This is a genomic window from Stenotrophomonas forensis, assembly GCF_028752115.1.
GTDB classification, from domain to species: domain Bacteria; phylum Pseudomonadota; class Gammaproteobacteria; order Xanthomonadales; family Xanthomonadaceae; genus Stenotrophomonas; species Stenotrophomonas forensis.
Genome location: NZ_CP082270.1, coordinates 505,796 through 519,807 on the forward strand (window position 1 = coordinate 505,796; position 14,012 = coordinate 519,807).

Below are 14,012 nucleotides of genomic sequence, written 5' to 3' on the forward strand. Positions count from 1 at the left end.
GGACTCCGGGAAGGGGCGACGGGGCCATGCTGCGCCCGCCCGGGTCAACAAATCCTCACGCAGGATTCAATTTTTCGTGAGGTATCGGCGGCCGTCCCGCGCCACAATGCAGCCAGCCTCCCCACTGGCCCCGAGCTGCCGATGTCGACCAAACGCGTGCTGATCGTTGAAGACGATGCCCACATCGCCGACCTGCTGCGCATGCATCTGGGCGATGAAGGCTATGACGTAGCCCACGCCGACAGCGGCGATGCGGGACTGCGCCTGCTTGAACAGGACGGCCCGTGGGATGCACTGGTGCTGGACGTGATGCTGCCCGGCGTGGACGGCCTGCAGGTCTGCCAGCGCGCACGCGCGATGGCGCGTTATGTGCCGATCATCATCATCAGTGCACGTGGCAGTGAAACCCAGCGCATCGTCGGCCTGGAACTGGGTGCGGACGACTACCTGGCCAAACCCTTCTCGATGCCGGAACTGGTGGCACGGGTGCGCGCGCTGCTGCGCCGCGCCGAGGCGATGGCGCAGAGCGCCCGCATCGATGCCGGCGCGATCGAACTGGGCGGGCTGCAGCTGGACCCGGTTGCACGCACCGCGTCGGTGGAGGGCACTGCGCTGGAACTGACCCCGCGCGAATTCGACCTTCTGCTGTTCTTCGCCCGTCATCCGGACCAGGTGTTCGCGCGCATGGAACTGCTCAACCAGGTCTGGGGCTATCAGCACGATGGCTACGAGCACACGGTCAACACCCATATCAACCGGCTGCGCAGCAAGATCGAAACCGACCCGGCCAATCCGCGGCGGCTGCTGACGGTGTGGGGGCGCGGTTACAAGCTGGTCGATCCGGCCGGGGCGGCGGCATGATCAGGCCGAACCTGTGGCAGAAGCTGGCGGCGGTGATCGCCGCACTGATGCTGATGTGCTGCATGGCGCTGCTGGCGCTGCAGATGCGTGCCAACACCCGCCACGAACAGGAAGTGGTGCAGCGCCTGTCGCTGGGCCTGGCCGAGCACATCGCCCAGCGCAGCGAGCTGATGGACACCAGCGGCATGCGCGACGCCGCGGTGCGCGCCTTGTTCGGCCAGTTGATGGCGGTCAACCCCAGCGTCGAGGTCTACCTGCTGGACGACCAGGGCCGCATCCTCGGCCACGATGCGCCCAGCGGCCATCTGCTACGCAACCGGGTGGACGTGGCACCGTTGCGCCGGCTGCTGGCCGGCGCGCCGCTGCCGATCCTCGGCGACGATCCGCGCAGCGCCGATGGCCGCAAGGTGTTCAGTGCCGCGCCGTTGATCGTGCAGGGCCGCCAGGCGGGTTACGTGTACGTGGTGCTGGTCGGCGAGCACCGGCAGATGCTGGCCGACGATCTCGCCGCCGGCAGCCAGTGGAACACCACCTGGTGGTCGGTGATGCTGGTTGGCAGCCTCGGCCTGCTGGCCGGGCTGGTGGCGTTCTACTGGGTAACCCGCCCGCTGCGGCGGCTGACCCGGCGCATCCAGGCCTTCGACATCGACGCACCGACGCCACTGCCGCCACCGGAGCCCCTGCGCCCCGGCGAGCGCGACGAGCTGGTGATCCTTGAGCACGCGCACGCGCAGATGGCGCAGCGGCTGGGCGAACAATGGCAGCAGCTGCGCCAGCAGGACCTGCAGCGGCGCGAACTGGTGGCCAACATCTCGCATGACCTGCGTACGCCGTTGTCGTCGCTGCACGGTTATCTGGAAACGCTGGCGCTGAAGGACGCCACGCTGTCACCGGATGAGCGCCGCCGCTACCTCGGCATCGCCCTGGCGCAGAGTGCCAAGGTCGGTCGGCTGGCGCGCGCGCTGTTCGAGCTGGCGCGGCTGGAGCATGGCGAGGTACGCCTGGAGTGGGAGGTCTTCGCGCTGCCGGAGCTGCTGCAGGACGTGCTGCAGAAGTTCGAGCTGGCCGCGCAGGCGCGCAACCAGCGCCTGCATGCCGACTTCCCGCCCGGCCTGCCGCTGGTGCGTGCCGACCTGGGCCTGGTCGAGCGTGTGCTGACCAATCTGCTCGACAATGCGTTGCGGCATGCGCCGGAGGGAGGCCAGATCGAAGTACGCCTGCGCGCGACACTCGACAGCGTAGAGGTCAGCGTCGCCGACGATGGCCCCGGCGTGGCGCCAGCGCTGCGCACGCAGCTGTTCCAGGCACCGGCCGCGCTGGGCGCGCGACGCGGCGAGAACGGTGGGCTGGGCCTGTTGATCGTGCAGCGCATCGTGCAGCTGCACGGTCGTCGCATCGAACTGCGTGACAGCGAACGTGGCGCACTGTTCGTGTTTGCCCTGCCGCGCGCGGAACCGGCGGGCTAGCAGGCCGTATCGCCTTCTACTACGCCGCCGGTTTCCAGCGGCAGGTGCAGGCGGATGCAGGCGCCGCCCAGATCTGAATCGGTTACCTCGACGTGGCCGCCATGCTTGTCGGCCACTACCTGCACCAGCGCCAGGCCAAGCCCGAAGCCGGGACTTCCCGGGTCCAGCCGCACATACGGTTGCAGGACCTGGCCACGCAGTTCCGGCGCGATGCCGGGGCCGTCATCCTCCACCTGCAGGCACAGCCAGCCATCGTTCACCGTGCTGGCGATGCGGATCTGCCGGCGTGCATAGCGCAGCGCATTGCCGAGCAGGTTGCGCAGCGCCAGTTCCAGCATGTGCCGGTTGACGTTGACCAGGCCCACCGGCGACAGCACCTGCTGCACCGGCATCGGCAGCGGGGCGAACTGGGCGATCACGCCGCGCACCAGCGCCGCCAGCTGCAGGCGCTGGCGGGTCAGCTGGTGGCAGCGGCCGAGGGCAGCGTACTCGACGCCGGCGTCGGTGAGGTGCTGCAGCCGGTCGACATCGGTGCGCAGGCCGCCCAATGCATCGCGCTGGAGCTCATCCAGCGCGGTGTCCTCGAGGTCGGCCAGGCCGAAACGCATCCGCGCCAGCGGGGTGCGTACCTCGTGCGCCACGGCCTGCGCCAGCACGCGTTGGCTTTCCAGCAGCTGCTGCAGCTGTTCGGCCATGTGGTTGAAGGCATTGGCCAGTGGCCGTACCAGCGCGGTACCGGCACGCGGCGCGCGCGTGTCGAGCTGGCCATCGCGCATCTGACGCGCCGCCTGGGCCAACTGCGAGACGTCGCGCCACAGGCGGTAGACCATCACGTACATCGGCAGGGCCACCGCCACCATCAGGATCAGCAGCAGGATCGCCACGCCGGAGACTTCGCTGTCCTGCCATCCCTCCTCAGGCAGTGCTTCGTCCAGCGGCCCCAGCATTACCGCGTAATCGCTGTCGCCGATCCGCTGCAGGCTGCGCATGTGCTCCAGGTCGATCTGCACACGGCCGTTGTTGAACGGCGGGCGCTGGCTGGCAGGCAGCTCCTTCACCGCCTCGGCCAGCGGCACCATGCGCAGCGCGTAGGCGAAATCGGCGTCGAGTTCGCGCGCCAGCACCGGCCACTGCTCGCGCGGGGTTTCGGCGAAGCGGTGCTGCAGCAACGCATGGGTGCCGCGCATCTCGGCCTGCAGGCCGGCTTCGGTGCGGTCTTCCAGCAGCGCGTCCCACGCCCACAGACCAAGCACGATCAGCAGAAGGTGGGCGACCAGGAAGCCGATGCCATAGCGCAGGAAGTGGAAGGCGTGGCCGCGCATCGCCGAGGGGGTGCGCTTCATCCCCATGCCGAGCGGCTGAACAGGTAGCCGCGTCCGCGGACGGTCTTGATCCGTTCCGGTTGTTCCGGGTTGTCGCCCAGCTTGCGGCGCAGGCGCGAGATGCGGGCATCAATCGAGCGGTCCAGCCCATCGAAGGCGATCCCGCGCAGGCCGCGCAGCAGGGCGTCGCGGTCGAGGATCTGGCCGGCGTTGCTGGCCAGCAGGAACAGCAGGTCGAACTCGGCGGTGGTCAGTTCCAGCAGGGCACCCTGCAGGTGCACATTGCGCGTGGACGGGTCGATGCTCAGCTCGCCGAAGCGCAGGCTGCCGTCGCGCGGCTCGACCCGGCGGTGGCGGCGCAGGTGGGCGCGCAGGCGGGCCAGCAGCACCCGCGGTTCGATCGGCTTGCCGATGTAGTCGTCGGCGCCCAGTTCCAGCCCCAGGACCTGGTCGATGTTGTCGGTTCGGGCGGTCAGCACGCAGATGATGCCGTCATAGTGGGGCCGTATCTGCCGACACACTTCGAAACCATCCTGGTCGGGCAGGCCGACATCGAGCAGGACCAGGGCCGGCTTTTCGGCCAGGATCCGGGCCACGGCGCGCTCGCCGCTGCGCTCGTGGGCGACCTGGTAACCATGCCGCTGCAGATAGTCACTGACCATCGTTCCCAGGCGGGCATCGTCTTCGACCAGTACGATATCCAGCATTTTCAAGGCCTCCGTGGACGCAAACGTACCGCCACGGCACGAGCGCGGCGATGCTATCCCAGCCATAGGGCCGCCCGGGTCCAGGGGGCGGGCGCCATTCAGCCGGGGTTGCTGGCGCACGGGCCGGGTCTCAGCCCCGGCAACCACTTGGCGCCAAGCATAGCCGGTTGCCGTTACAAAACGTTACCTTCGTCACACGTCTGGTGACGATCGCTGACAGCAATGCGACTGACGCGGGGCGGGCGCGGGCCGAGCATGGAGTCTCCTCCGTTCCGCGTGCCGTTCCCATGTCGCCCGCCAACCTCTGCCTGCCGTGCCTGTCCCGCCGCCACTGCGGAGGTGCCCGATGAGCGGCGTGGTCGGGGCCTGGTTGCCGCCCGCCGAAGACGAGCACCTGCTGCAGCAGCTGGCGCCGATGCTGCGCGCGTTGCAACAGCGCGGCCGGGGTCGCATCGGCTACTGGACCGATGCCGAGGCCGGCCTGGCACTGGGCCATTGCCGGGCGCCGACCGATACGCCCCTGCAACCGCTGAGCTCGGACTGCGGCCGCTACGTGCTGTGCCTGGACGGACGCCTGTACAACCGCGCCGACCTGCAGGCACAACTGCGCGATCTGCCGCGCAACTGCAGCGATGCGCGGCTGCTGCTGCAGGCGATCGTCGAGTGGGGCGTGGGGCGGGCGCTGTCGCGCATCGAGGGCGCCTTTGGTTTCAGCGTGTGGGACCGCGAGTCGCGCGCGCTGTGGCTGGCCCGCGACCCGGTGGGCGAGCGGCCGCTGTACTACGGCTGGTACCAGGGCAGGTTCCTGTTCGCGTCGGAGCTGAAGGCGCTGCAGGCCTTTGAGGGTTTCTCGCCAAGCATCGACCAGGATGCCCTGAGCCTGCTGCTGCGCCATGACTACGTGCCGGCGCCGCACACCATCTACCGTGGCATCCACAAGCTGGTGGCCGGCGCGATGTTGCGCATCGACATGAATGACCATGCTGCGGGGCACTCCGGCATGGCCGCGCAGGGCGGTTCGCGTTACTGGTGTGCACGCGATGCGATGCACAGCGCACTGCAGGAACCCTTGCAGCCGGCGCCGAGCCTGGAGCAGGCCACCGACCAGCTGGAGGCGGTACTGCAGAAGGCCATCGCTGCACGCATGCACTCGCCGCTGGCCTGCGGCGCGTTCCTGTCCGGCGGCACCGACTCCTCGCTGGTGACGGCGATGATGCAGGCGCAGTCGACCCTGCCGATCGAAGCGTGGACGGTCGGCTTCGACGATCCGGGCCACGACGAGAGCGATTGGGCTTCGCAGGTGGCGCGCCACCTGGGCGTGCAGCACCACCTGCACCGGATGGACGCGCGCCAGGGCCTGGACCTGCTGCAGCGGCTGCCGCAGGTCTGGTGCGAGCCGTTCGCCGACGCCTCGCAGCTGCCGACACTGCTGGCCAGTGAACTGCTGGGTGCGCGCAAGCCGGTGGCATTGACCGGTGACGGTGGCGACGAACTGTTCTTCGGACATCCCAGTTATGGCCGCGCGCTGCGCAATGCGCGCCTGTGTGGTGGCCTGCCGGACTGGGTACGTGACCTGGCGCGGCGCAGCGGCAACCGCATGAACGTCGAGCGTGGCCGCCTCGGTGGCTGGCGCGCACTGGTGGCCGAGGTCGCCGCCAACGATGTGGAAGGCCATTACCTGCAGCGCGTGACCCGCTGGCGGCAGCCGGCGCAGGTGGTGCTGGGCGCGCGCGAACCGGTGACGATCTTCCAGCAGCAGGACACCGCGCTGCCGGCCGAGGCGCGCATCCAGCTGCTCGATTTCCGCATGGATCTGGCCGAAGGCATTCTCGCCAAGGTCGATCGCGCGGGCATGGCGGCGGGCGTTGAAACCCGTGCGCCGCTGCTGGACATGGAGGTGGTGCGCCTGGCCTGGCGCCTGCCGCAGCATCTGAAGTACCACGATGGCGAGCACAAGCTGATTTTGAAGCACCTGCTGGCGCGCTACCTGCCCGAGCCGCTGGTGTACCGCCCCAAGCGCGGTTTCGGCCCGCCGATGGCGCGCTGGCTGGCGGGTCCGCTGCGCGATTGGGCCGAGGCGCTGCTGGATCCGCAGCTGCTGCGCAACCAGGGCTGCTTCGATGCGGTGCGCGTGCGCGGCATCTGGGAGGCGTTCCTGCGCGGCGAGCGCAAGTGGCACACGCACTTGTGGAACGTGCTGATGTTCCAGGCGTGGCACCAGCACTGGCACGGTGGTCGCGGGCGCTGAGGTTCCTTCGCGGATTGTTCTGCGCGGTGCAGGGCGGAGGCCCTTGCGTACGAATGTCCTCCGGCGCGTCGTTGAAAGGCTGCTGCGAGCACTGCGCTTTACCTGCCGCAAGCCGAGCCTCGTCGGGGCCCATCCGTTCGCGGCAATTGCGGACGGAGACGCGCGTGTGGCGGAATCATTCTGCGCGGCGCAGGGCGGAGGCCCTTGCGTACGAATGTCCTCCGGCGCCGGCCGTTGGCCGTCACCTCCTCCTTTACTTCGTACGCAAGGGCCTCCGCCCTGCGTTCGGAGTTCGTCGGCGCCTCGTTGAAAGGCTGCCGCGAGCACTGCGCTTTACCTGCCGCAAGCCGAGCCTCGTCGGGGTGGGCAGGGGTCTGGGCAAAGTAAAGGAGGAGGTGACGGCCAACGGCCGGCGCCGGGGGACATTTGCCCAAGCCCCTGCCCACCCCGGCGGGGCCCTTCAGCTCGCAGAGAGTCCAGACGAAGAAGTGCCTCGGAATCCAAACGTCAGGCAAAAAAAGACCCGGCAGAGGGAGGGATCTGCCGGGTCCGGATTGCATGGGGGGAGGGACCCATGCAATGAGCGTTGCGTCGCGTCAGTGGCTGTTCGCGTCCGCGCTTGATTCGTTGTAGCCCTGCACCAGTTCGGACCAGGCCTTGCCGGCCTGCAGGCCGAGGCCGACCACGTCCTGCTGGGCCTGGCCCAGCCGCTGCAGGTTGTCCTGCCACAGCTGCGTGCCCTTGCTGAGCACCCCGGCCGCATCGTCGCTGCGGGCCAGTTCACCCAGCCAGCCACCGGTCGCGGTCAGGTTCCGCTCCAGCGCCTTCAGCTGCACGCCGAACATGCTTTCGGCGTTCTCCAACGCCAACCGGTTCGCGCGCGTTGCCGCGGCGGCGAGCTGGCGGGTGGCATCACTGAAGCGATCGCTGAAGGCGGCGGCCATGGGCATCAGAGCGTGACTTGATGCAATGCAGCATACGCCGTTGATGCCGCATTGCAACAAAAATAACAAAGGCGCCCACGGCGCCTTTGAAAAACCTTTCAGATCAATGCTTTGATCAGATGGCCGGGCCGCGGTAGCGGCAGCCGGAGGTACAGGTCTCGTGCACGGTGATCTCGCTCAGCGCCGGCAGGCTGGGCTTGAGCTCGTTCCAGATCCACACCGCCAGGTTCTCGCTGGTCGGGTTCTCCAGGCCGGGGATGTCGTTGAGGTAGTGATGGTCCAGGCGCTCGTAGATCGGCTGGAATGCCGCCTTCACGTCACCGAAATCCATGATCCAGCCCGTCTGCGCGCCGGGCTCGCCCTCGACCTTCAGTTCCACCCGGAACGAGTGGCCGTGCAGGCGCGCGCACTTGTGCCCCGGCGGCACGTTGGGGAGGCGGTGCGCCGCCTCGAGCATGAAGACTTTGAAGATTTCCATGGCGGCGATTGTACGCCGCGGCTGTCGCCTCTGGCCGGGTGGATGTTGGTTGCTCGTGAAGAAACTCTTTTCATCCGGATGAAGAGATGATAGTTTCTCTTATATCCGTATGAAGAGATGTTATTGGCCGGACCCCGGCCAGGCATGGACTACTGCGGAACTTCGTCGTCCTTACCACCTCCCCCACATCGTCATGCCCAAGCACACCCTGCTCGTGGCGGCCCTGGCCGTCGCTCTGGCCGCGCCTTTGTCCGCCGCCGCCGAATCCTCCGCCGATGCCAGTGGCGAAGCCAGCACCCTGGCCGCCGTGCGCGTCACCGGTTCCAACATCAAGCGCACCGATACCGAAGCCTCCAACCCGGTGCAGGTGATCGGTCGCCAGCAGCTGGAACAGACCGGCAAGGCCACCGTGGCCGATGTGCTGCGCTCGATCTCGGCCAATACCGGCAACGCCAGCAACGAAACCACCAACAACGGCTGGGCCTCCGGCTCGGCTGGCATCGGCCTGCGTGGCCTGTCGCAGAAGAACACGCTGGTGCTGCTCAACGGCCGCCGCCTGGCCAACTACGGCTTCCCGGCCGGCGGCCTGTCCGACACCTTCGTCGACCTCAACGCGCTGCCGCTGGTCGCAGTGGAGCGCATCGAAGTGCTCAAGGACGGCGCCTCGGCCGTCTACGGCTCCGATGCGGTGGCTGGCGTGGTCAACATCATCACCCGGCAGAACTTCGAAGGCGCCGAGATCGGTGGCAGCTTCGGCGGCGCCGACCAGGGCGGCCTGCACGAGCAGAACCTGAAGTTCGTCGGCGGCCTCGGTGATCTCGACACCGATGGCTACAACATCCTGTTCAGCCTGCAGGGCTACAACCGCGAGCGCCTGGACCAGGACGAACGCAACCTGACCAGGAGCGGCATCTACACCGACAAGCCGGGCGGCCGCTGGAACGGCTGGTCGGCCAAGGGCGCGCGCTACCTGGTGAACGGCGTGTCGGTGCCGATGCTCGATGCCAACGGCAACTGCCCGACCGGCACCACCCGCGTTGCCAGCGCGCCGATCGACGGCCTGGCCGGCGATACCTGCGGTTTCAACCAGGCGCCGTTTACCACCCTGATTCCGTCGACCAAGCGCTACCAGGCCTACGCCAACGGTACCTTCCGCCTGAACGACAACGTCGAAGCCTTCGGCGAAGTGCTGTACAGCCAGATCAAGAGCACCGCGTGGTTCGGCAGCAGCCCGTTCTTCACCCTGGAAAGCGGGCGCTTCGCACTGAACGCGGACAGTGGCCTGGCCGAGCCGGTGTCGTCGCTGCTGCCGGCCAACAATCCGTACAACCCGTACGGCCGCGCGATCCCGATCGAGTACACCTTCTTCGACCTTGGCGGCACCCTCAAGACCAACCGTTCCACCGCCTATCGCGGCGTGTTCGGCCTGCGTGGCACCACCGCGAAGTGGGACTGGGAAGTGGCCGCGTTCGGGGCGCGCAGCAGCGAGCGCGAGAGCGTGTCCGGTGGCTTCGCCAACCGCTGGGCGCTGGCCGATGCACTGGCCACCGGCAGCTACAACCTGCTCAACCCGGCAGCCACGCCGCAGTCGGTGCGTGATGCGATCAACATCGCCACCCTGCGTCCGGCCGAGTCCAAGCTGCAGGGCATCGACGCGAAGATTTCCGGCAGCCTGGGCCACACCTGGGCCGGTGAGATCGGCTTCGCCGCCGGTGCCGAGTGGCGCCGCGAGAAGCTGGACTCCAACAATCCATGGCAGATCGATGCCGGCCTGCAGGTGCGCCCGGCCATTGCCGAAGTGCATGGCCAGCGCCAGGTCAGCGCCGCCTACGCCGAAGTGAACGTGCCGCTGGCCTCGACGCTGGAATTGTCCGCGGCCGCACGTGCCGACCACTACGATGACTTCGGCAATGCGTTCTCGCCGAAGCTCGGCCTGCGCTGGCAGCCGCTGGACGTCCTGCTGGTGCGTGCTTCGGCCTCGAAAGGCTTCCGTGCGCCATCGCTGTCTGAGAACTCCAACAGCACCAGCATCGCCTACGGCAGCGTGGTGGATCCGCGTGACCCGGACGTGCCCGGCTCGCGCCAGAACCCGACCTTCTTCACCGTCGGCAACAATGCACTGAAGCCGGAGCGTACCAAGAGCGTGAACTTCGGCGTGGTGCTGTCGCCGTGGGCCAACACCAACCTGAGCGTGGACTACTACCGCATCCAGCTGGACAACCTGGTCGGCACCAACAACACCCAGACCCTGGTCAACGACAACGTGGCCGGTGCCGTGCAGCGCGACGAGCGCGGCAAGCTGCAGGCGGTCTACAACCGCTACCAGAACCTGAGCGAGCTGAAGACCTCGGGCATCGATGTCGAGCTGCGCCAGCGCATCCCGACCGCAGCGCTGGGTGACTTCACCGTGTCTTCGGCCTACACCCACGTGCGTGACTACCGTCGCCCGACCGTGGTCGGCGGCCCGCTGGTCGACTACGCCGGCAGCAACCTCGGCGCGACCCTGCCCAAGGACAAGGCCACCACCACGCTGGACTGGAAGCATGGCGACTTCAACGCGGCAGTGACCTGGTACTACACCAGCAGCTACCGCCAGGAAGCCAGCACCGCGGCCAAGGCCGTGCAGCAGCGTGTCGGCAGCTACAGCCAGTACGACCTGTACTTGGCCTACACCGGCGTCGACAAGCTCACCGTGTACGCCAAGGTGCAGAACCTGGCCGACAAGACGCCGCCGTACGACGCCTCGTTCCCGGGCATCCGCGCGCCGTACGACTTCAGCCAGTACGACCTGCGCGGCCGCTACTTCACGCTGGGCTTTGACTACCGCTTCTGATCCACCCACCGCGGCCGGCTACCCAAGGGAGCCGGCCGCGCGACTACCTGCCGTTGTGTTCCAGGGGAGCCACCGTGTCCTTGCATCGCCGTGCCGTTCTTCCGTTGCTGATCGCCGCAGTCACTGCACTGTCCTCGCCGCAGCCGGCGCAGGCACAGAGCGCGTACTTCTTCCCGCAGGCCACCGAAGCGGCCGCATTCGATACGTCCATTCCCACACCGGAACAGTTCCTCGGCTATCCGGTCGGCAGCCGTTACACCCGGCATGACCAGCTGGTGGCCTACTTCCAGGAACTGGCGAAACGCTCGGACAAGATCAGCGTGCGCGAGATCGGCCGCAGCTACGAGGGACGCCCGCTGTTGATCGCCACGGTCACTGCGGCGGGCAACCAGGCGCGACTGGAACAGATCCGCCAGCAGCACGCGACCCTGGTCGATCCGGCGCAGCCGCGCAGCGCCGCCGGTGACAGCCCGGTGGTGGTGTGGCTGGGCTACAGCGTGCACGGCAACGAGACCTCCAGTGCCGAAGCCGCGATGCTGACCGCGTACTACCTGGTGGCCAACCAGAGTGCAGAAACCCAGCGCTGGCTGCAGCAGGCCGTGGTGCTGTTCGACCCGGCGCAGAATCCGGACGGCCGTGATCGCGCGGCCAACTGGCACAACGCATGGGCCTCGGACCCGGCTTCGGCCGATCCGGCCGACAAGGAACACGTCGAGCCGTTCCCGCAGGGCCGCACCAACCACTACTTCACCGACCTCAACCGCGATTGGCTTGCGCTGACCCAGCAGGAGTCGCGGCCGAAGGTGGAGGTGTTCCACCAGTGGTACCCGAACGTGCAGATCGACTTCCACGAGATGGGCAAGGACAGCACCTACTACTTCGAGCCGTCGCCGAAGAGCATGCACAGCCCGTTGATCCCGGCGGCATCGTACGAATTCAACAAGACCCTGGCCAAATACCATGCGCAGGCGCTGGATGCGCTGGGTTCGCTGTACTACACCGGGGAAAACTTCGACAACTTCTCGCCGGTCTATGGCTCCACCTATCCAGACTTCCACGGCGCGGTCGGCGTGACCGTCGAGCAGGCCAGTTCACGGGGCCGCGTACAGGAATCGGTGAATGGCGTGTTGACGTTCCCGTTCACCATCCGCAACCAGCTTGCTACCGGGCTCGGCACGGTGCGTGGTGCAGTGACCGAGCGCAGCGGCCTGTTCGACCTGCAGAAGCAGTTCTTCCAGAGCGCACTGAAGCAGGCCGCGCAGCAGCCGGTGAAGAGCTTCGTGTTTGGCGATGCGCGTGATCCGGCACTGACCCGCCGCCTGCTGGAATTGTTGCTGCTGCATCGCATCGAGGTGCGCGCGCTGGATCGTGCGGTCACCGTGGATGGGCAGCACTTCGCGCCGGGCAACGCCTACGTGGTGCCGGTGCAGCAGGCGCAGTTCCGGTTGGTGCATTCGATCTTCGCCGAGACGCCGCCGATCAAGGGCGACGTGTTCTACGGCAGCACCAGCTACGCGATCGCACCGGCCTACGGCGTGGCGTTCGGGGGCAGTCGCAGCCGCATCGACGGTGGCGCCCGCATCGCGGAGCTTCCGCCGATACAGGGCGAGGTGCTTGGCGGCCAGGCCGGGTTTGCCTATGTCATCGACTGGCGCGACTACAACGCGGGCCGGGCGCTGGCGGTGCTGCAGGGCAAGGGCCTGAGTACACGCGCAACCTTCCAGCCGTTCACTGCCGCCACCGCACAGGGCGAGGCGGACTTCGCCGCCGGCAGCATCGTCATTCCGGTGGCCGGGCAGCCGCTGCAGGGCGCGGCGCTGCTGGACGCGGTGCGCGCCGCCGCACGCGCTGCCCGCGTGCAGGTGCATGCGCTGTCCAGTGGGCGCAGCCGCGAGGGCGTTGACCTGGGCAGCGATGGCGTCAAGGCGCTGCGCAAGCCAGCCGTGGCACTGGTGATGGGCGAGGGCGTGGCCGCCACCGAGATTGGCTCGGCCTGGTTCCTGCTTGACCAGCAACTGCAGCTTCCGGCCAGCAAGCTGGATCCGCAGCAGCTGGGCAAAGTGCCGCTGGATCGCTACACCACGATCGTGCTGTCCGGCGGCACCTATACCGGCGTCGATGCCACCGCGGTGGCTGCACTGAAGCGCTGGGTGCAGGCCGGAGGCTCTCTGGTGACCTACGGCAGTGCTTCGAAGTGGGCGATCGAACAGAAGCTGGCCGAGGGCGAGACGCTTGGCAAGGAAGAAGAGGCTGCTGGTGAGAGCCGCCGTGCGTTCGGCGACCAGCGCGATATTGCCGCGATCGAGCGGGTCAGCGGCAACATCCTCAGTGCCGACGTGGACACCAGCCATCCGTTGGCGTTCGGCGTGCCGCGCCGGCAGCTGTCGATCAACAAGGAAAACACGGTGACGTTGCAGCCGAGCGCGAATCCGTTCTCGACCGTGGTGCGCATCGACACGCCGCCGCGGGTGAATGGCTACCTGTCAGAGCGCAACCGCACGCGGGTGGCGGGCAGCGCGTGGCTGCTGGTGTCGGCGCAGGGGCAGGGCAACGTGGTGCTGTTTGCCGATGATCCGGCGCATCGCAAGTACTGGCACGGGACGGATCGACTGCTGATCAACGCGATCTTCTTCGGGAATCTGGTGAATCCGAGTAAAGCACGGGGTTGAGGCGTTTGGCGCCGAGTTGTTGCTGAGTTTGGGAGGCAGGGGGCCTCAGCCAGGACACGCCGTAAACCCATCCATGGGGGCTCGATGGCGCCATCCATGGCGCCAACGGTCCTGGCTGAGGCCCCCTGCCTCCCATGACAGTTTCCTGCGGGCGCGGACGCATCAAACCCAAGGCGGGAGCAATAGCAAAAGCAAAAGCAAAAAGCCGTCGGTTTCGGCTTTTGCCTTTGAATTTGAAATTGAATTTGAATTTGATCTCTCTTCGCCCGGCTACCGGGCGGGAGAAGAAGGCGCAGGCAATGCTTGAAGCGGATGGGCATGGGGGCAGCGCAGAACCGTTGGCGCCATGGATGGCGCCATCGAGCTTACATGGACGTATTTACAGCGTGTTCTGCGCTGCCCCCATGCCCATCCGCCCTCGGTACTGCCACCGCGTGCTCTATCACCCGGTAGCCAGCAAAAAAAAGGACGGCGCCTCAGCGCC

At 67.4% G+C, this 14,012-nt stretch carries 9 protein-coding genes; 5 read left to right on the top strand and 4 right to left on the bottom strand.

The annotated features are described in order from the left end of the window. Positions 1-141: 141 nt before the first annotated feature. Together K5L94_RS02365 and K5L94_RS02370 are read left to right on the top strand one after the other, a co-directional pair. Positions 142-861, top strand: a complete 720-nt coding sequence (locus K5L94_RS02365) for a response regulator transcription factor (RefSeq protein ID WP_164086236.1) — start codon at positions 142-144, stop codon at positions 859-861. After that, entirely contained in the window at positions 858-2,327 is a 1,470-nt protein-coding gene (locus tag K5L94_RS02370; RefSeq protein ID WP_274511936.1) for a sensor histidine kinase, read from the top strand. The genes K5L94_RS02365 and K5L94_RS02370 overlap by 4 nt, the downstream gene beginning before the upstream one ends. Here K5L94_RS02370 and K5L94_RS02375 read toward each other — a convergent pair. Next, positions 2,324-3,670 carry an ATP-binding protein gene (locus tag K5L94_RS02375; RefSeq protein ID WP_164086238.1) on the bottom strand — a complete coding sequence of 449 codons (1,347 nt, stop codon included), beginning with the start codon at positions 3,668-3,670 and terminating at the stop codon, positions 2,324-2,326. The genes K5L94_RS02370 and K5L94_RS02375 overlap by 4 nt on opposite strands. Next, positions 3,667-4,356, bottom strand: coding sequence for a winged helix-turn-helix domain-containing protein (locus K5L94_RS02380; protein ID WP_053448690.1), 690 nt, complete (start codon positions 4,354-4,356; stop codon positions 3,667-3,669). The genes K5L94_RS02375 and K5L94_RS02380 overlap by 4 nt, the downstream gene beginning before the upstream one ends. A 346-nt stretch (positions 4,357-4,702) precedes the next feature. On the opposite strand from K5L94_RS02380, the gene asnB reads away from it, so the two are divergent. Then, entirely contained in the window at positions 4,703-6,604 is a 1,902-nt protein-coding gene (gene asnB, locus K5L94_RS02385) for an asparagine synthase (glutamine-hydrolyzing) (protein ID WP_274511937.1), read from the top strand. 596 nt (positions 6,605-7,200) lie between these two features. Here the strand turns inward: asnB and K5L94_RS02390 are convergent. Then, the gene (locus K5L94_RS02390; protein ID WP_049455872.1) at positions 7,201-7,548 is read right to left on the bottom strand and encodes a phasin family protein; all 348 of its coding nucleotides are present in this window, start codon (positions 7,546-7,548) and stop codon (positions 7,201-7,203) included. Positions 7,549-7,663: 115 nt separating this feature from the next. Further along, on the bottom strand, positions 7,664-8,026 hold the full coding sequence (gene queD / locus K5L94_RS02395) for a 6-carboxytetrahydropterin synthase QueD (RefSeq protein ID WP_053448692.1): 363 nt from the start codon (positions 8,024-8,026) through the stop codon (positions 7,664-7,666). 193 nt (positions 8,027-8,219) lie between these two features. On the opposite strand from queD, the gene K5L94_RS02400 reads away from it, so the two are divergent. After that, entirely contained in the window at positions 8,220-10,859 is a 2,640-nt protein-coding gene (locus K5L94_RS02400; protein ID WP_053448693.1) for a TonB-dependent receptor, read from the top strand. A gap of 74 nt (positions 10,860-10,933) precedes the next feature. Then, the gene (locus tag K5L94_RS02405) at positions 10,934-13,528 is read left to right on the top strand and encodes a M14 family metallopeptidase (protein WP_053448694.1); all 2,595 of its coding nucleotides are present in this window, start codon (positions 10,934-10,936) and stop codon (positions 13,526-13,528) included. The last annotated feature ends 484 nt before the right edge of the window (positions 13,529-14,012 follow it).

Coding starts and splice junctions, on each gene's coding strand:
- K5L94_RS02365 (WP_164086236.1), top strand. CDS start 142: ATGTCGACCAAACGCGTGCTGATCGTTGAAGACGATGCCCACATCGCC.
- K5L94_RS02390 (WP_049455872.1), bottom strand. CDS start 7,548: ATGGCCGCCGCCTTCAGCGATCGCTTCAGTGATGCCACCCGCCAGCTC.
- K5L94_RS02380 (WP_053448690.1), bottom strand. CDS start 4,356: ATGCTGGATATCGTACTGGTCGAAGACGATGCCCGCCTGGGAACGATG.
- K5L94_RS02370 (WP_274511936.1), top strand. CDS start 858: ATGATCAGGCCGAACCTGTGGCAGAAGCTGGCGGCGGTGATCGCCGCA.
- asnB (WP_274511937.1), top strand. CDS start 4,703: ATGAGCGGCGTGGTCGGGGCCTGGTTGCCGCCCGCCGAAGACGAGCAC.
- K5L94_RS02375 (WP_164086238.1), bottom strand. CDS start 3,670: ATGAAGCGCACCCCCTCGGCGATGCGCGGCCACGCCTTCCACTTCCTG.
- K5L94_RS02400 (WP_053448693.1), top strand. CDS start 8,220: ATGCCCAAGCACACCCTGCTCGTGGCGGCCCTGGCCGTCGCTCTGGCC.
- queD (WP_053448692.1), bottom strand. CDS start 8,026: ATGGAAATCTTCAAAGTCTTCATGCTCGAGGCGGCGCACCGCCTCCCC.